Origin of the sequence: Burkholderia sp. AU17457 (genome assembly GCF_002223255.1) — a bacterium.
Taxonomy (GTDB): domain Bacteria; phylum Pseudomonadota; class Gammaproteobacteria; order Burkholderiales; family Burkholderiaceae; genus Burkholderia; species Burkholderia sola.
The window spans coordinates 450,580-468,625 of sequence record NZ_NKFB01000005.1; the positions used below are offsets into that span (position 1 = coordinate 450,580).

At 68.4% G+C, this 18,046-nt stretch carries 14 protein-coding genes; 12 read left to right on the plus strand and 2 right to left on the minus strand.

Annotated features, from left to right (window positions below; translation table 11 throughout):
* Positions 1 to 157 precede the first annotated feature (157 nt).
* On the plus strand, positions 158 to 1,099 hold the full coding sequence (locus CFB49_RS19270; RefSeq protein WP_069618554.1) for a transposase: 942 nt from the start codon (positions 158 to 160) through the stop codon (positions 1,097 to 1,099).
* A 163-nt stretch (positions 1,100 to 1,262) separates the two neighbouring features.
* On the opposite strand, the gene CFB49_RS19275 is transcribed toward CFB49_RS19270, so the two are convergent.
* Complete coding sequence (locus CFB49_RS19275; RefSeq protein ID WP_089492062.1) at positions 1,263 to 2,804, minus strand: mannose-1-phosphate guanylyltransferase/mannose-6-phosphate isomerase; 1,542 nt, start codon at positions 2,802 to 2,804, stop codon at positions 1,263 to 1,265.
* Between the two features lie 431 nt (positions 2,805 to 3,235).
* Here CFB49_RS19275 and CFB49_RS19280 point away from each other — a divergent pair, with 431 nt between their 5' ends.
* From CFB49_RS19280 to CFB49_RS19325, 10 genes are all read left to right on the plus strand, one after another.
* A complete protein-coding gene (locus tag CFB49_RS19280) occupies positions 3,236 to 4,609 on the plus strand; it encodes an undecaprenyl-phosphate glucose phosphotransferase (protein WP_089437057.1) in 1,374 nt (457 codons plus the stop codon).
* Between the two features lie 74 nt (positions 4,610 to 4,683).
* Positions 4,684 to 6,099 (plus strand): UDP-glucose dehydrogenase family protein, encoded by a 1,416-nt coding sequence (locus CFB49_RS19285; RefSeq protein ID WP_069618552.1) that lies wholly within the window; start codon positions 4,684 to 4,686, stop codon positions 6,097 to 6,099.
* 30 nt (positions 6,100 to 6,129) lie between these two features.
* Complete coding sequence (locus CFB49_RS19290) at positions 6,130 to 6,573, plus strand: low molecular weight protein-tyrosine-phosphatase (RefSeq protein WP_006482944.1); 444 nt, start codon at positions 6,130 to 6,132, stop codon at positions 6,571 to 6,573.
* Positions 6,567 to 7,745 (plus strand): polysaccharide biosynthesis/export family protein, encoded by a 1,179-nt coding sequence (locus tag CFB49_RS19295; RefSeq protein WP_069618551.1) that lies wholly within the window; start codon positions 6,567 to 6,569, stop codon positions 7,743 to 7,745. The genes CFB49_RS19290 and CFB49_RS19295 overlap by 7 nt, the downstream gene beginning before the upstream one ends.
* A gap of 50 nt (positions 7,746 to 7,795) precedes the next feature.
* Positions 7,796 to 10,021 (plus strand): polysaccharide biosynthesis tyrosine autokinase, encoded by a 2,226-nt coding sequence (locus CFB49_RS19300; RefSeq protein ID WP_069618550.1) that lies wholly within the window; start codon positions 7,796 to 7,798, stop codon positions 10,019 to 10,021.
* A 62-nt stretch (positions 10,022 to 10,083) separates the two neighbouring features.
* A complete protein-coding gene (locus CFB49_RS19305; RefSeq protein WP_089492063.1) occupies positions 10,084 to 11,043 on the plus strand; it encodes a glycosyltransferase family 2 protein in 960 nt (319 codons plus the stop codon).
* A gap of 43 nt (positions 11,044 to 11,086) precedes the next feature.
* Complete coding sequence (locus CFB49_RS19310) at positions 11,087 to 12,232, plus strand: glycosyltransferase family 4 protein (RefSeq protein ID WP_089492064.1); 1,146 nt, start codon at positions 11,087 to 11,089, stop codon at positions 12,230 to 12,232.
* A gap of 10 nt (positions 12,233 to 12,242) precedes the next feature.
* The gene (locus tag CFB49_RS19315; protein WP_089492065.1) at positions 12,243 to 13,709 is read left to right on the plus strand and encodes a glucose-6-phosphate isomerase; all 1,467 of its coding nucleotides are present in this window, start codon (positions 12,243 to 12,245) and stop codon (positions 13,707 to 13,709) included.
* Positions 13,706 to 14,890, plus strand: coding sequence for a glycosyltransferase family 4 protein (locus CFB49_RS19320; RefSeq protein ID WP_069618546.1), 1,185 nt, complete (start codon positions 13,706 to 13,708; stop codon positions 14,888 to 14,890). Before CFB49_RS19315 ends, CFB49_RS19320 begins: the two co-directional genes overlap by 4 nt.
* Positions 14,890 to 16,056, plus strand: a complete 1,167-nt coding sequence (locus tag CFB49_RS19325) for a glycosyltransferase family 4 protein (protein ID WP_089492066.1) — start codon at positions 14,890 to 14,892, stop codon at positions 16,054 to 16,056. Before CFB49_RS19320 ends, CFB49_RS19325 begins: the two co-directional genes overlap by 1 nt.
* A gap of 128 nt (positions 16,057 to 16,184) precedes the next feature.
* On the opposite strand, the gene CFB49_RS19330 is transcribed toward CFB49_RS19325, so the two are convergent.
* Positions 16,185 to 17,420, minus strand: a complete 1,236-nt coding sequence (locus CFB49_RS19330; protein WP_089492067.1) for an MFS transporter — start codon at positions 17,418 to 17,420, stop codon at positions 16,185 to 16,187.
* A 153-nt stretch (positions 17,421 to 17,573) separates the two neighbouring features.
* Between CFB49_RS19330 and CFB49_RS19335 the strand changes: the two genes are divergently transcribed.
* The gene (locus CFB49_RS19335) at positions 17,574 to 18,044 is read left to right on the plus strand and encodes a winged helix-turn-helix transcriptional regulator (protein ID WP_179234923.1); all 471 of its coding nucleotides are present in this window, start codon (positions 17,574 to 17,576) and stop codon (positions 18,042 to 18,044) included.
* Positions 18,045 to 18,046 lie beyond the last annotated feature (2 nt).

Here is an 18,046-nt window from a genome sequence, read left to right on the forward strand (position 1 = left end):
GCCATTGCCGGGAATCGCGGCACCGTGAAAGTGCGGTGTCGCCCGGTATGCACAACGCCGGATAACCATAATGTGCAACCTGGCCGCCCCGCGACGCGATGTGTCGTGACGGCGCCGCCAATCGCAGCCCCGGCCTGGCTGCGTGGAGAGATCGACTATGTTCTTCGATGAGCTTAACGATGAAGAGTGGTTTCGCCTTTCAGCGCTGATCGCCGATGAACCCATCAGGCTGAACCGTCGTGGGCGTCCACGTGCCGAACCGCGAGTCGTCGCGAACGCGGTGCTCTGGATCCTGACGACCGGGGAAGCCTGGTCCAAGCTGCCCGGTCGCTATCCGTCCGGGCCGACGTGCCGTCGTCGCTACGAGGAGTGGCTCGCGAACGGCACGCTGCTGAAGATGATCGACGTGCTGACCCAGTTCAGCGGGCGCACGTTCGCGTATATTCCGCCGCCGCCGGAGGCCGTCGTGCCGGCTCGCCGCGCGGAGCCCGCGCCCGACAACGACCGTCTGCGCGGCGTATTCTGGCAGAACCCCGAGTCGTGGCAATTGCCGGTTGCGCAGGCAAACGTTTGGCGGGACGAGGGTGCGTCGCTGAGCGCGATGGCGGAGGACCAGGTGACCGGCCGCGCCGACGTGTCGTTTACCGTGCCCGGCGCGCCGGGCACGGAGTTGCGCCATGCGCGCGCGTCGGCGGCGAGCTTCGCCGCGGCCGAGCCGCAGGTCGACGAGTATCGCGGCTATACGATCAGCGGCATCGCGCAGCCCGTGCAGAACCTGATGTATCGCGCGTGGGCCGAGATCTCGCAGGACGACCGTCGGGTCGAACGCTCGGGCCTGATCGGCCCGCGCTTCACCGACGCCGAGGAAGCCGAGCAGTACGCGCTCGACTGGGCGCGCCAGTGGATCGATCGCCACGGTGCGAGCGACGCCCCGGCGCGCGAGCCGCAGGGCGAAGTGCTGGCCGGCTTGTCGGCGCTGGCGCGCGCGGAATCGGACATCAAGCGCTTCATCGCCGAGCGTCGCGCGGGCGCGTTGTCGGAAAGCCGCAACGATCCCGTGCAGGCGGAGCGTCGCGAATACGCGTATCGCGTGGGCTGATCGCCGTTGCCGTGTCACGCGCGGGCCGTCGTGTGCCACGACGCCCGCGCGGAAGTCCCGTGTCTCCATGTCTGCCTAGGGCACGTTCGCAAGCCCGTTATTAGCGTGAACAGACCCTTGCCCGGGCGCCGCCGTCGAAGCGGCGCCCTTTGTTGCATGCGCGTTACTGCCGGCCGTAGGTATCGTCGAAGCGGACGATGTCGTCCTCGCCGAGATACGCGCCCGATTGCACTTCGATCAGTTCGAGCGGCATCTTGCCCGGGTTTTCGAGGCGGTGCGAGACGCCGAGCGGAATGTACGTCGATTCGTTTTCGGACAGCAGGAACGTTTCGTCGCCGCGCGTGATGCGCGCGGTGCCGCGCACGACGATCCAGTGTTCGGCGCGATGGTGGTGCATCTGCAGCGACAGTTGCGCGCCCGGCTTCACGACGATGCGTTTCACCTGGAAGCGCTCGCCCGTGTCGACGGAGTCGTAGTGGCCCCACGGACGATGCACCTTGCGGTGATCGGTCGCTTCGGTGCCATGTCGCGCCTTGATGTGCCCGACGATCTTCTTCACGTCCTGCACGCGCGATTTATCCGCGACGAGCACGGCGTCGGGCGTTTCGACGACGACCAGGTTCTGCGTGCCGACGCAGGCGACGAGCCGGCTTTCCGAATGCGCGAACGTCGAGTCCGCGCCTTCGAACAGCACGTGGCCGCGGCCGACGTTGCCGGCGTCGTCCTTCGGCGAGATCTGCCAGATCGCGTCCCACGAGCCGACGTCCGACCAGCCCGCGTCGAGCGGCACGACGACGCTTTCGCACAGTTGCGGCAGGCTCGCGAGCGGCTCCATCACCGCGTAGTCGATCGAGTTCGACGGCGACGCGGCGAATGCATCGCGATCGACGCGGAAGAAATCGCCGTCTTCCTTGCCCTGTGCGACGGCCTGTTCGCAGGCCGCGTAGATCTCGGGTTCGAGTTGCCGGATCGCCTTCAGCCAGACCGACGCGCGCACGATGAAGATCCCGCTGTTCCACCAGTATTCGCCCGACGCGACGTACTGCTGCGCGAGTTCGAGGTGTGGCTTCTCGACGAAACGGTCGAGGCGGCGGACGTCGAGGGCGCCCGTTCCGGCGTCGCCGAGCGGCGCGCCGACGCGGATGTAGCCGTAGCCGGTTTCCGCGTGCGTCGGCACGATGCCCATCGTCGCGATCTTGCCTTGTGCCGCGCAGTGCACGCCGGCCGCGACGGCCGCGTGAAAGCGCGGCACGTCCGCGACCGCATGGTCGGCGGGCATCACGGTCATCACGGCGTCGTTGCCGCCGGCGACGAGCCGCAACGCGGCGAGCGTCAGCGCGGGCGCGGTGTCGCGGCCGAGCGGCTCGAGCATGATGGTCGCGTGCTTGGCCGTCAGGCGCAGCTGTTCGGCGGTGGTGAAGCGGTGATCCTCGCCGCACACGATCAGCACGTCGTCGTTCAGCGGGTGCTCGGCCGTCAGGCCGTCGAGGCGCAGTGCGGTGGACTGCAGCAGCGAATGATCGCCGAGCAGGCCGATCAGCTGTTTCGGAAAACGCTCGCGCGACATCGGCCACAGGCGCGTGCCGGAACCGCCGGCGAGAATCACGGGCTGCACGGCGAGGCGGGTGCCGACGGCGGGCATACCGGCATCGGGTGCGGCGGAAGAAGAATGGCGCGTTTCGGCGACCACTGCCGGAGCATTCATGATGACACTCTCCACGGTTGAAGTCAGTGCCTGTCGTTGTAGCATGAAGTAAATCGACAATAAAACCGGACCCAATGCCGGATATCCGCCGCACCGTCATCCGGGAGAATTTTCCGCGGTAGCACCGGCCGCAAATAAAAAAATAAAAAATAATTCCGGTCGTGCGCCTGTCATGCCCGCCTGCAAAGGGCGAGCGGAAAGCGTAAAGATTCAGAAAAAATCCTCGTTCGGGCCCGATTCGGGAAAACCTGCCGATTTAATTAAAAAAGATCGCGGCAAGAATTTCCGATTATTTTTCGAAATACTTGTGCGCTTGAGGCGGAATTTTCTTGTCGCTTCAATAGCGTCATGCAACGTTTGAATCGAATGTGCGGCACGGGTCGCGCAAGGCGCTGTTCGGCAAACGCCTGTTCAAAGAAGAGGAAACAGACATGTTGAGCGTGCTGGCGAGAGTCATCGATATCGCGATGGTCGTGACGGGCGCGCTGATCGCGGCCGCGTTGCACGACGGCAGCATCGGGCTCAGCGACCTGCAGCGCACGACGGTGCTGTTCGACTGCCTGCTGGTCGTCGTGTTCTTTCCGGCCGTCGGCATCTACCAGTCGTGGCGCGGCAAGCGTCTCGTCGGGCTGGTGATGCGCGTGGCGTTCGCGTGGCTCGCGGTCGAGCTCGCGGGCATCCTGATGAGTTTCAGTTTTCACCAGTCGGGCGACCTGTCGCGGCTGTGGCTCGGTTACTGGGCGCTCGTGACGATGGCGCTGCTCGCCGGTTCGAAGACCTGCGTGCACGTCGTGCTGCGCCAGTTGCGCCGCGGCGGCTACAACCTGAAGGCGGTCGCGATCGTCGGCGGCACGCCGGCGGCGCGGCGGCTGATCGCGCAGATGCGGGCGCGGCCGGAAGCCGGCTTCAACCCGGTGTGCGTGTACGACGAAAGCGAGGCGCCGGGCGAAGTCGCGCTCGACGACGTGCGCATCGAGCGGCAGTTCGAATCGCTGGTGTGGCTGGTGCGCAGCCGCGCGATCAGCGAGCTGTGGCTCACGCTGCCGATCACGGAGGAGCGCCGGATTCACCAGATCGTGACGGTGTTCCGCCACGACTTCGTGAACATCCGCTTCATCCCGGACGTGCGCACGCTGTCGTTCTTCAACCAGGAAGTGGTCGAGGTGCTCGGCGTGCCGGCGATCAACCTCGCGGCGTCGCCGATCACCGACGTGCGGATCCTGCCGAAGTTCGTGTTCGACCGGCTGTTCGCGCTGGCGGCGCTCACCGCGCTCGCGCCGGTGATGGTGCTGATCGCGGCGCTGATCAAGCTGACCTCGCGCGGGCCGGTGTTCTTTCGGCAGAAGCGCAAGGGCATCGACGGGCACGAGTTCGAGATCTACAAGTTTCGCTCGATGAAGGTGCACCAGGAGGCGGCCGGGCAGGTCACGCAGGCCACCAAGAACGACTCGCGCGTGACGCCGGTCGGCCGGTTCCTGCGCCGCACGAGCCTGGACGAGCTGCCGCAGTTCATCAACGTGCTGAAGGGCGAGATGTCGGTGGTGGGCCCGCGCCCGCATGCGCTCGCACATGACGACATCTACAAGGATCTGGTCAAGGGCTACATGTTCCGCTACCGGATCAAGCCCGGCATCACCGGGTGGGCGCAGATCAACGGCTATCGCGGCGAGACCGACCAGATCGAGAAGATGATGGGCCGCGTGAAACTCGACCTGTACTACATGCAGAACTGGTCGTTCTGGCTCGACATCAAGATCGTCGTGCTGACGCTGTGGAAAGGCTTCACCGGCAGCAACGCGTACTGACACCGACGCGCTGCGTCGCGCAGGCATTCCGGTTTTCCGAATTTCGAATCATTGGTCAAGGGGTCCGACACATCATGAATCTGACTATCATCGGCAGCGGTTACGTAGGGCTTGTCACCGGCGCCTGTCTCGCCGACATCGGGCACGACGTGTTCTGTCTCGACGTCGACCAGGCAAAGATCGACATCCTGAACGAGGGCGGCGTGCCGATCCACGAGCCGGGCCTGAAGGAAGTCATCGCGCGCAACCGCTCGGCCGGCCGCCTGCGCTTCTCGACCGACATCGAGGCCGCGGTCGCGCACGGCGACGTGCAGTTCATCGCGGTCGGCACGCCGCCCGACGAGGACGGCTCGGCCGACCTGCAATACGTGCTCGCGGCGGCGCGCAACATCGGCCGATACATGACCGGCTTCAAGGTGATCGTCGACAAGTCGACGGTGCCGGTCGGCACGGCCGAGCGCGTGCGCGCGGCCGTGGCCGAGGAGCTCGCGAAGCGCGGCGGCGACGCCCCGATGTTCTCGGTCGTGTCGAATCCGGAATTCCTGAAGGAAGGCGCGGCCGTCGACGATTTCACGCGGCCGGACCGCATCGTGATCGGCTGCGACGACGACGTGCCGGGCGAGCGCGCGCGCGAGCTGATGAAGAAGCTCTATGCGCCGTTCAACCGCAATCACGAGCGCACGCTGTACATGGACGTGCGCTCGGCCGAGTTCACGAAATACGCGGCGAACGCGATGCTCGCGACGCGCATCTCGTTCATGAACGAACTGGCGAACCTCGCCGACCGCTTCGGCGCGGACATCGAGGCCGTGCGCCGCGGGATCGGCTCCGATCCGCGCATCGGCTACCACTTCCTGTACGCCGGCTGCGGCTACGGCGGCTCGTGCTTCCCGAAGGACGTCGAGGCGCTGATCCGCACGGCCGACGAGCACGGCCAGTCGCTGCAGATCCTGAAGGCCGTGTCGTCGGTCAACGCGACGCAAAAGCGCGTGCTCGCCGACAAGATCGTCGCGCGTTTCGGCGAGGACCTGAGCGGCCGCACGTTCGCGCTGTGGGGCCTCGCGTTCAAGCCGAACACCGACGACATGCGCGAGGCGCCGAGCCGCGAGCTGATCGCCGAGCTGCTGTCGCGCGGCGCGCGCGTCGCCGCCTACGACCCGGTCGCGCAGCAGGAAGCGCGCCGCGTGATCGCGCTCGATCTCGCCGATCACCCGAGCTGGCTCGAGCGCCTCTCCTTCGTCGACGACGAGGCGCAGGCCGCGCGCGACGCCGACGCGCTCGTGATCGTCACCGAATGGAAGGCGTTCAAGAGCCCCGACTTCGTCGCGCTCGGCCGGCTGTGGAAGGCGCCCGTGATCTTCGACGGCCGCAACCTGTACGAGCCGGAGACGATGAGCGAGCAGGGCATCGAGTACCACCCGATCGGCCGGCCGGGCTCGCGCCAGGCCGTCGCCGCGCGCGTGCCGGGCGCCGCGCGCGCCAGCGCGTAACCCGTTTTTCGTCACTCGTTACGAGACGCCATGTTCCGGAACATCCTGATCGTCTGCCACGCGAACGTCTGCCGCAGCCCGGCGGCGGAAATGCTGTTCAAGTCGCACGCCGCGTCGCGCGGCGGCCCGCGCCCGACGTTCCATTCGGCCGGCGTCCACGCGAACGACGGCGACGGCATCGATCCGGTGATGCGGCAACTGCTGGCCGAGCGGGGCGTCGATGCGACGACTCATCGCTCGCGGCGGCTGTCGCGCCGGATCGTGCGCGACGCCGACCTGATTCTCGTCAGCGAGCGCCGGCAGATCGCGGCCGTCGAAGCGGTCGATCCGTTCGCGCGCGGCAAGGTTCACCTGCTCGGCAAGTGGGAGGGGGCCGAGATTGCGGACCCGCACGGCGGCCCCGAGGCCGACTACCGCGAGAGCTACTCACTGATCGAACGTCTGGTTCAAGGATGGCTACAGAAACTATGCTGAAACGCCCGATGCGCCCGGTGGCGCTTGCCGTCGCGCTGACGACTTTCCTGTCAGCCTGTGCAACCGCGCCCGGCAACTACCTCGACTCGTCGAACCTGAAGGACGAAGGCCGGCAGGAAGCGGCCGAAACCTATCCGGTTCATTACATCGACGCCAAAGTGGTGATGGACCAGCTGCAGAAAGCGCAGGTCGATCATCCGCTGCCGCCCGGGCGCTATACCGATCCGTCGCAGTACACGTATCGCGTCGGCCCGCAGGACATCCTCGGCGTCACCGTGTGGGACCACCCGGAGCTGACGACGCCGCAGGGCCAGTCGTTCTCGAGCGGCGGCAACACGACGCAATCGGTCGCGGGCGCGTTGCAGCAGCCGTATACGACCGCGCTGCCGGGCCAGGCCGATCCGTACGGCCAGACGGTCGCCGCCGACGGCACGATCTTCTTCCCGTTCGTCGGCCGGATTCGCGTGGCGGGCAAGACGGTCGGGCAGATCCGCGACGAGATGGCGTCCAGCCTTGCGCGCTACGTGAAGAATCCGCAGCTCGACGTGCGCGTGCTGTCGTTCCGCAGCCAGAAGGTGCAGGTGACGGGCGAGGTGAAGCAGCCGGGCCCGCTCGCGGTGAGCGACGTGCCGCTCACGCTCGTCGACGCGATCTCGCGCTCCGGCGGCTCGACCGCCGAGGCCGACCTGCAGCGCGTGCGCCTGACGCGCGACGGCAAGCTGTACACGCTCGACGCGAACGGCGTGCTCGATCGCGGCGAGGTGAAGCAAAACGTGATGCTGCAGCCGGGCGACATCGTCAACGTGCCGGATCGCAGCGACAGCCGCGTGTTCATCATGGGCGAGGTCAAGACGCCGGTCACGGTGCCGATGCTCAAGGGCAGGCTGACCATCGCCGACGCGCTGACCGCGGGCGGCGGGATTCTCGACACCGACGCGAACCCGCGCAAGATCTACGTGATGCGCGGGATGCGCGACAACCCGACGAAGCCTGAAGTGTTCCGTCTCGACATGACGCAGCCCGATGCGCTGATGCTGTCGAGTCGCTTCCCGCTTCAGCCGCTCGACGTCGTCTACGTCAGCACGGCCGGCTCGGTGCAGTTCAACCGTGTGCTGCAGCAGGTGCTGCCGACGATCCAGACGATCTTCTACATGCGGCAAATCACGCGCTGATAGCCCGCCGGGGCGGCGTCCGCCCCCCGGCACCACTCAAGCGGGAACGAATGGTGAACACGCAAGCGAAACACTCCTACGCGGACCTGACCGCGAAGACCGAGGAAGAGGACGTCGTTCTCGGCCAGTTGCTCCAGGTCATCATGGACGACATCTGGCTGCTGCTCGGCATCGCGGTGACGGTCGTCGCGCTCGCCGGCCTCTACTGCTTCATCGCGAAGCCGGTCTACCAGGCGGACGTGCACGTGCGGGTCGAGGGCAACGACAACACGTCGCAGGCGCTCACGCAGACGCAGACGGGCGCGTCGATCAACAGCGGCCCGCAGCAGGCGCCGACCGATGCGGAAATCGAGATCATCAAGAGCCGCGGCGTCGTCACGCCGGTCGTCGAACAGTTCAAGCTGAACTTCTCGGTCGCGCCGAAGACGCTGCCGGTGCTCGGCAGCCTCGCCGCGCGCCTCGCGACGCCCGGCGAGCCGTCGCGGCCGTGGCTCGGCCTGAAGTCGTACGCGTGGGGCGGCGAACTCGCCGACGTCGATTCGATCAGCGTCGTGCCGGCGCTCGAAGGCAAGAAGCTGACGCTGACGGCCGGTCCGAACGGCACCTATTCGCTGGTCGACGAGAACGGCACGCGGCTGCTGGCCGGCCGCGTCGGCGAATCGGCGCAGGGCGGCGGCGTGACGCTGCTCGTGCGGAAGCTCGTCGCGCGCCCCGGCACGCAATTCACGGTCGTGCGCTACAACGATCTCGACGCGATCAGCGGCTTCCAGGCCGGCATCCAGGTGAGCGAGCAGGGCAAGCAGACGGGCGTCGTGCAGATTTCGCTGGAAGGCAAGGACCCGGACCAGACCGCCGCGATCGCGAACGCGCTCGCGCAGTCGTACCTGAACCAGCACGTGGTCGCGAAGCAGGCGGAGGCGACCAAGATGCTCGACTTCCTGAAGGGCGAGGAGCCGCGCCTGAAGGCCGACCTCGAACGCGCGGAAGCCGCGCTCACGCAATACCAGCGCACGTCGGGCTCGATCAACGCGAGCGACGAGGCGAAGGTCTACCTCCAGGGCAGCGTGCAGTACGAACAGCAGATCGCCGCGCAGCGCCTGCAGCTCGCGTCGCTCGCGCAGCGCTTCACCGATTCGCACCCGATGGTGATCGCCGCGAAGCAGCAGCTCGCGGAGCTGCAGGGCGAGAAGGACAAGTTCAGCAACCGCTTCCGCAGCCTGCCGGCGACCGAGGTGAAGGCCGTCCAGCTGCAGCGCGATGCGAAGGTCGCCGAGGACATCTACGTGCTGCTGCTGAACCGCGTGCAGGAGCTGTCGGTGCAGAAGGCCGGCACGGGCGGCAACATCCACCTCATCGATTCGGCGCTGCGTCCCGGCGCGCCGGTCAAGCCGAAGAAGGTGCTGATCCTGTCGGCCGCCGTGTTCCTCGGGCTGATCCTCGGCACGGGCGTCGTGTTCCTGCGTCGCAACCTGTTCCAGGGCATCGAGGATCCGGACCGCATCGAACGCACGTTCAACCTGCCGCTGTACGGGCTGGTGCCGCAAAGCGCCGAGCAGGTGAAGCTCGACGCGGCCGCGGAGAAGGGCGGCAGCCGTGCGCGGCCGATCCTCGCGAGCCTGCGCCCGAAGGACCTGAGCGTCGAAAGCATGCGCAGCCTGCGCACCGCGATGCAGTTCGCGATGATGGACGCGAAGAACCGCGTGATCGTGCTGACCGGGCCGACGCCGGGCATCGGCAAGAGCTTTTTGACGGTCAACCTCGCGGTGCTGCTCGCGCATTCGGGCAAGCGCGTGCTGCTGATCGACGCCGACATGCGTCGCGGGATGCTCGACCGCTACTTCGGGCTGACCGTGCAGCCGGGCCTGTCCGAGCTGCTGAGCGACCAGGCGCCGCTCGAGGAAGCGGTCCGCGAGACGCCGGTGCAGGGCCTGTCGTTCATCGCGGCCGGCACGCGTCCGCCGAACCCGTCGGAGCTGCTGATGTCGACGCGCCTGCCGCAATACCTCGAAGGGCTCGGCAAGCGCTACGACGTCGTGCTGATCGATTCGCCGCCGGTGCTGGCGGTGACCGACGCGACCATCATCGGCCGCATGGCCGGCTCGACGTTCCTCGTGCTGCGCTCGGGCATGCATACCGAAGGCGAGATCGCCGATGCGATCAAGCGTCTGCGCACCGCGGGGGTCGACCTGGAAGGCGGGATCTTCAACGGCGTGCCGCCGAAGGCGCGCGGCTACGGCCGCGGCTATGCGGCCGTGCACGAATACCTGAGCGCTTGATCGCATTTCACGACACCGGGCCGGCGCGAGCGGCGCCTGCCCGGCCGACTGGAGAATCCTTGATGAAAATTTCCGTGCTCGTTCCGACCTATCGGCGTCCCGCCGACCTCGCGCGCTGCCTGCTGGCGCTGCAGCGGCAGCAGCGGCTGCCCGACGAGGTGATCGTCGTCGCGCGCCCGGAGGACGACGCCACGCACGAACGGCTCGCCGATCCGGCGGTCGGCGGCGCGCTGCCGCTGCGCATCGTGCCGGTGGAGGTGGCGGGGCAGGTCGCCGCGCTGAACAAGGGGCTCGACTCGGTGAACGGCGACATCGTCGCGATCACCGACGACGATGCGGCGCCGCATCCCGACTGGCTCGCGCGCATCGAAGCCGCGTTCCTGTCCGACCCGCGCGTGGGCGCGGTCGGCGGCCGCGACTGGGTGCACGAGAAGGGCCGCCTGCTCGACGAATCGCGCGAGCTGGTCGGTCAGCTCACGCTGTCGGGCAAGATCATCGGCAATCATCACCTCGGCGTCGGCGGCGCGCGTGCAGTCGACATGCTGAAAGGCGCGAACATGAGCTACCGCCGCGCGGCGATCGAACGGCTGCGCTTCGACACGCGGCTGCGCGGCGCGGGCGCGCAGGTGCACAACGACATGGCGTTCAGCATGGAAGTGCAGCGCGCGGGCTGGACGCTGCTGTACGACCCGGCGATCGCCGTCGACCATTTTCCGGCCGAGCGCTTCGACGACGACCGGCGCGATGCGGCGTCGCTGAACGCGATCAGCAACGGCGCGTACAACCTGCAACTGACGCTGCGCGAGCATCTGCCGCCGCTGCGGCGCGAGATCGCGTGGTGGTGGTGGACGCTGGTCGGCACGCGCGTCTATCCGGGCTTCGCGCACGTGCTGCTCGCGCTGCCCACCGCGCGGCGCGCCCGCGTGCTCGCGCACTGGCGCGCGGTGCGCCGCGGCGCGCGCGATGCGCGTCGCACCAACCTTGCCCCCCATCGTGCGGCGATGCCGCCGGTGACGTCTTGAACGGCCCGCGCGCCTCGCGCGCGGCCATGCCCGGAGGGCTCGCATGACCACGAAGGCTGCAACGAACGTTCACGTCCATTTGTTCTACGGCGCCGATCCGCGTACCTATCGGAAAGGCGACGACATCGGCTGCCTGTACGGCTATCACCACGCCGAATCCGACGAATTCCGGCTGACCTATTCGCAGGACGTCCGCGAGAACCGCGTCGTGAGCGTCGCGCGCCGCGCGCTGAAGGCGGCGCTCGGCTTCGACGTCGTGCATGCATGGCGCAACCGCGCGGCGCTGCTCGCGAGCGACGTGATCTGGACGCACACCGAGCAGGAGCATCTGGCCGCCGCGCTGATCCTCAAGCTCGCCGGCGCGCAGGGCAAGCGCCCGCTGCTGCTCGCGCAGAGCGTGTGGCTGTTCGACAAGTGGGGCAGCTTCGGCGGCCCGCGCCGCTGGCTGTACCGCAAGCTGCTCGCGCGCGCCGACGTGCTGACCACGCTCGCCCGCGACAACGCCGACCTGTGCCGCCGCTACCTGGGGCGCGAAGCCGAGTTCGTCTATTACGGGCTGAATACGCAGGATTTCCCGCCGGTCGAGCCGCTGCAGTGGCAGCCGAACCGGCCGCTGCGGATCGCCGCGATCGGCAACGACCGCGACCGCGACTGGCGCACGTTCCTCGCCGCGTTCGGCGGCGACGAACGCTACGACGTGCGGCTCGCGACGCGCCGCCGCGTGCCGCGCGAATGGCACGCGCCGAACGTGAAGATCGGCGCGGCGTCGGGGCTCGCGAAGCAGCACGAGCTATACGCGTGGGCCGACGTGATCGTCGTGCCGCTGCGGCCGAATTTCCATGCGTCGGGCATCACCGTGATGCTCGAGGCGGCGGCCGTCGGCAAGCCGATGATCGTGTCCGACGTGGGCGGCCTGAGCGACTACTTCCCGCACGATACGGCCGCGTATGTGCCGGCGTTCGACGCGCAGGCGATGCGCCAGGCCGCCGACCGCTTCGTCGCCGATCCGGCGGCGGCGCTCGACTGCGCGCGGGCGGCCGCCGCGTGCCTGCGCGAGCGCGACCTGACCACGCAGGCGTTCGCCGAGCAGCACGTGCGGATCACGCGCGACATGCTGCGCCGGCGCCGCACGCCCGCGGCGGCCGGCGTCGCGATGCCGCTCGCCGATTCGCACCCTTCGTCGCAGTGAGCGCGCATCGATGAGTACGATTGCCGCCGAACGCGCGCCGTCGCGCGCCCGCAGCTGGTTCGCCGAGCGGAGGCACTGGGCCGGGCAGGCCGGGCTGTGGACGTTGACCGCCGCGCTGATCGCGATCCACCAGGGCAAGGTGCTGACGCTCGCGTTCCCGGTGCTGGCCATCGGGGTCGGCATCTGGCTGTATTTCAAGAGCCCGGCGCGCTATGTCGGCTTCATGTGGTGGGTGTGGTTCCTGAGCCCGGAAGTGCGGCGTCTGGCCGACTGGTCGAAGGGCGCGTTCACGCCGACGAGCCTGATCCAGGTCGCGCCGCTCGCGGTGACGATGATCGCCGGCCTGGGGCTCATCCGGCATTACCGCGTGCTCGCGCAGCGGCGCGGGATTCCGGTGCTGCTGATCCTGTTCGGGCTCGTGTATGCGTACCTGGTCGGGATCGTGTCGAGCGGCGTGATGGCCGCGACCTACGACCTCGCGAACTGGCTGTACCCGATCCTGATCGGCTTTCACATCATGGTGAACGCGCGCAACTATCCGGAGTATCGCGACGTGCTGCTGTCCACCTTCATGTGGGGCATGCTCGTGATGGGCGTGTACGGCGTCGTGCAGTACTTCGTGATGCCGCAGTGGGACGTGTTGTGGATGGTCGGCTCGCAGATGGGCTCGCAGGGCGAGCCGGTGCCGTACGGCGTGCGCGTGTTCAGCACGATGAATTCGTCGGGGCCGTTCGCGTTCGCGATGATGGGCGCGCTGGTGTTCGTGCTGGTCGCGCCGCAGAAGATCCGCTGGTTCGCGGGGGCGGCCGGTTTCGTGTCGTTCGCGCTGTGCCTCGTGCGCTCGACCTGGGGCGGCTGGGTGATCGCGCTCGCGATCCAGCTCGTGCAATCGAGCAATCGCGTGCGGATGCGGATCCTGATCAGCGGCGTCGTGCTGGTCGGGCTGTGCGTGCCGTTGCTGACCGTCGGGCCGGTGGCCGACCGGCTCGGCGCGCGCCTGCAGTCGATCACGAACCTGAAGGACGACCGCAGCTACGACGACCGCAACAAGTTCTACGCGACCTTCGCGCAGACGGCGTTCACCGACGTCGCAGGCGAAGGGATGGGCGCGACCGGCGCGTCCACGAAGCTGTCGAGCGACAGCGGCGAGCTCGGCAAGTACGGCAGCTTCGACAGCGGCGTGATGAACGTGCCGTTCGTGCTCGGCTGGCCCGGCACGCTGCTGTATCTCGCCGGCGTCGTGATGCTGTTCGGCCGTACGCTGCGCGCGGCGTTCAAACTGCGCCAGGACAAGTTCGTCGGCGCGTGCCTGAGCCTGTGCCTGTCGACCTTCGCGATGCTCGTGTTCACGAACTCGCTGATCGGCACCGGCGGCCTGCTGATGTTCACAGCCATTTTTTCGATACTTGCCGCGGCGCACTGGCAGAAGGCGCAACGCCTGCTGGCCGCCGCGCGTTCACGGGGAGGCGACCATTGAGAATCGCGATCGTCACGCACGTCGTGCGACATAACGACGGGCAGGGCCGCGTCAATTACGAAATCGCGCGCGCGGCGCTGGCCGAACACTACGAGGTCACGCTGGTCGCGTCGCATGTCGCGCCCGAGCTGCTGGCCGATCCGCGCGTGCGCTGGGTGCCGGTGAAGGTCGGCGGCTTCTGGCCGTCGAATCTCGTCAAGCAGCAGGTGTTCGCGCTGAAAAGCGCGGCGTGGCTGCGCGCGCATCGTAGCGAATACGACGTGCTTCACGTGAACGGCTTCATCTCGTGGATCAAGGCCGACGTGAATACCGCGCACTTCGTGCACGGCGGCTGGTTCAAGAGTCCGTACTATCCGTTCGGGCCCACCAAGGGGCTGTGGTCGGCCTACCAGTACGTCTATACGCGTGTGAATACCGTGCTCGAGCGCTGGGCGTACAAGCGTTCGCGCGCGATCACCGCCGTGTCGCAGAAGGTGGCCGACGAGATCGCCGGGCTCGGCATCGACAGCCGCAAGATCAGCGTGATCTACAACGGCGTCGACGGCAGCGCGTTCGCGGGCGCGCAGGCCGACCGCGCGGCGTTCAAGCTGCCGGACGACGCGTTCCTGCTGCTGTTCGTCGGCGACCTGCGCACGCCGCGCAAGAACCTCGGCACCGTGCTGAAGGCGCTGACGAAGCTGCCCGCGAACGTGCATCTGGCGGTGGCCGGCTACTTGCCCGGCAGCCCGTATCCGGAAGAGGCGCGTGCGCTCGGCATCGATTCGCGCGTGCATTTCCTCGGGCTCGTGAAGAACATGCCGACGCTGATGCGCTCGGTCGACGCGTACGTCTTTCCGTCGCGCTACGAAGCGATGAGCCTGTCGCTGCTGGAGGCGATGGCGGCCGGGCTGCCGGTCGTCACCGCGCGCACGGCGGGCGGCGCGGAAATCATCACGCGCGAATGCGGGATCGTGCTGGAGGATCCGGACGATCCGGCCGCGCTCGCGCAGGCGATCGGCGCGCTCGCGGCGTCGCGCGACACCTGTCGCGCGATGGGCGACGCGGCCCGCGAACTGATGACCCGTTTCGGCTGGGCGCACATGGGCGCCCAGTACGTCGCGCTTTACCGGCGCATCGGCCAACCCACGCAGCCGTCCGCGTTCGAGCGGGTCGAGCATGCAATCACGCAGGAGCAACCGTGATGTCCCAATCCTCCCGGCCGATCAAATCGTTGCAGATCGGCATGCACTGGTTCCCCGAACGCGCGGGCGGCCTCGACCGGATGTACTACTCGCTCGTCGGCGCGCTGCCCGGCGCGGGCGTCGAGGTGCGCGGGCTCGTCGCCGGCTCGCCGAAGGTCGCCGACGACACGGGCGGCGCGATCCAGGGCTTCGGGCCGGCATCGCAGCCGCTCGCGCGCCGGATGCTCGCCGCGCGGCGCGCGCTGCGCGACGAGATCCGCAGCGCGCGGCCGGACGTGATTTCGTCGCACTTCGCGCTGTACACGTTCCCCGGCCTCGACGTGACGCGCGGGATTCCGCAGGTGTCGCACTTCCAGGGGCCGTGGGCCGACGAAAGCCAGGTCGAGGGCGCCGCGTCGCTCGGGCAGCGCGCGAAGCGCTATCTCGAACAGGCCGTCTATACGCGCTCGTCGCGGCTGATCGTGCTGTCGCAGGCATTCGGCCAGATCCTGACGCACCGCTACGGGATCGATCCGTCCCGCGTGCGCGTGATTCCCGGCTGCGTCGATACCGCGCAGTTCGACACGCCGCTCACGCCGGCCGAGGCGCGGCACAAGCTGCAACTGCCGCAGGACCGGCCGATCGTGCTGGCCGTGCGCCGGCTCGTACGGCGCATGGGGCTCGAGGACCTGATCGACGCGATCGGCCTCGTCAAGCGCCGTCACCCGGACGTGCTGCTGCTGATCGCCGGCAAGGGCAAGATCGGCGAGGAACTTCAGCAGCGCATCGACGAAGCCGGGCTGCAGGACAACGTGAAGCTGCTCGGCTTCGTGCCCGACCATCATCTCGCGGCGCTGTACCGCGCGGCGACGGTCAGCGTCGTGCCGACGGTCGCGCTCGAGGGCTTCGGGCTGATCACCGTCGAATCGCTGGCATCCGGCACGCCGGTGCTGGTCACGCCGGTCGGCGGGCTGCCGGAGGCGGTCGCAGGGTTGTCGAACGATCTCGTGCTGCCGTCGACGGGCGCGGACGCGATCGCCGAAGGGCTCGGCGGTGCGCTGTCGGGCGCGATCGCGCTGCCCGACGAGGCCGCGTGCAAGCGCTATGCGCGCGATCATTTCGACAACGCGGTGATCGCGCGACGCGTGGCCGGCGTCTACGAAGAGGCGATTCAGGCGGCCGGCTGAACGCCCGGGGCGCGCACCCGGTGCGCCAGATCGAAGCCGACCGGCGCGCGTGCGTGGCCGGTTCGCGTGCCGGCCGCCCGCCTGGGGCGTGCCGGCTTTTCCCGTTCCGTCCGCCCGACCGGCACGCATCAAGCGCGCCGCAGCGTCGCAACCCATACGCCGAGCGCGGCCACGCTCACCCCTGCACCGAGTACGCAGACGCCCGTCCAGCCGGCGCGCGCATACATCATCGTCGCCGCGATCGCACCGAGCCCGCTGCCAACGGAATAGAACAGCATGTAGCAGCCGACGAGACGCGCCTGCGCGTCGGGCCGCGCGCCGAGAATCATGCTCTGGTTGACGACGTGCACGGCCTGTCCGCCGACGTCGAGCAGCACGATGCCGACGATCAGCAGCGCAATCGACGTATTGCCGAATGCGAGCGGCAGCCACGCGCATGCGAGCAGCGCGAGTGCGGCGCCGGTCGTCGTTTCACCGTGCCCGCGATCCGCGAGCCGGCCCGCGCGGGCGGCCGCCGCCGCGCCCAGCGCGCCGACGAGGCCGAACGCACCGATCTGCGTGTGCGACATCGCGTGCGGCGGCGCGCTCAGCGGCAGCACGAGCGCGCTCCAGAAGATGCTGAACGCCGCGAACATCAGCAGCGCGATCGCGCCGCGCACGCGCAGCACGCGTTCTTCGCGCAGCAGCGACACCATCGAGCGCAGCAGCGCCGCGTAACCGATGCGTTCGCGCGGCTCGCGCATGTCGGGAAGCAGCCGCGACAGCGCGACCAGCATCGCGATCGCGAGCGCACCCGATACGAGATAGACGGCCCGCCACCCGGCGATGTCGGTGACGACGCCCGCGACCGAGCGCGCGGCGAGCAATCCGACCACGACGCCGCCCTGCGCGGCGCCCACGACGCGCCCGCGTTCGCCCGCCCCGGCGAGGGCGGCCGAGCACGCGATCAGCCCTTGCGTCATCGCGGTGCCGAGCAATCCGACGGCGGCCATTCCCGCCACCAGCGCGACGCGTGTCGACGCGGCGGCCACGCCGATGCAGGCCGCGGTCAGCAGCAGAAGCTGCACGGCGATCAGGCGCTTGCGGTCCAGCAGGTCGCCGAGCGGCACGACGAACAGCAGCGCGAGCGCGCAGCCGAGCTGCGTCGCGGTGATGACGCCGCCGACGGCGGCCTGCGACACGCCGAAATCCCGTGCGATCGAATCGAGCAGCGGCTGCGCGTAGTAGACGTTCGCGACGCTCGCCGCGCAGCAGACGGCGAGCAGCGCGACACGCGCCGACGACAGGCGGCCGCCATCGGCCGGATGGACCGCATCGGTTCGCGCGTTCGATGCAACGGTGCCGGAACGGCAGGACGACTCCATGGTTGCCTCACGCAATGTAGTTGCAATTTGAAACTTGTTTGGAGTGTAGGGAAAGTGGTTTTAAAATGCAACTTGTTGGGTGGCGGGCCGAAGGCCCGTGCACGGATGGCCGGCATGCCCGCGAAGGCGGCCGGCGCGATTGCGGAGAGGAAGATGGCCAGGCAGAAAAGTCTTGCGGATTCGCCGTGCCCGGTGGCGCGTGCGACCGACATCGTCGGCGATCGCTGGGCGTTGCTGATCGTGCGCGATGCGTTCGACGGCGTGCGCCGCTTCGGCGATTTCCGCGCGAGTCTCGGCGTCGCGAGCAACATCCTGTCCGACCGGCTGAAGCGGCTGGTGGACGCCGGCGTGTTCGACGTCGTGCCGGCGTCCGACGGCACCGCGTATCAGGAGTACGTGCTGACCAAAAAGGGCGAGGGGCTGTTTCCGGTCATCGTGATGCTGCGGCAGTGGGGCGAGGCCAACCTGTTCGCGCGCGGCGAGCCGCATTCGGTGCTGGTCGACCGCGGCACCGGGCGCGCGATCCGCAAGCTCGCGCTGCGGCACGACGACGGCCGGCCCGTGAAGGCGGCCGATACAGTCGTCAGGAAGATCGATGAAGAGGCCGGTGCGGCACGGCGGTGAGC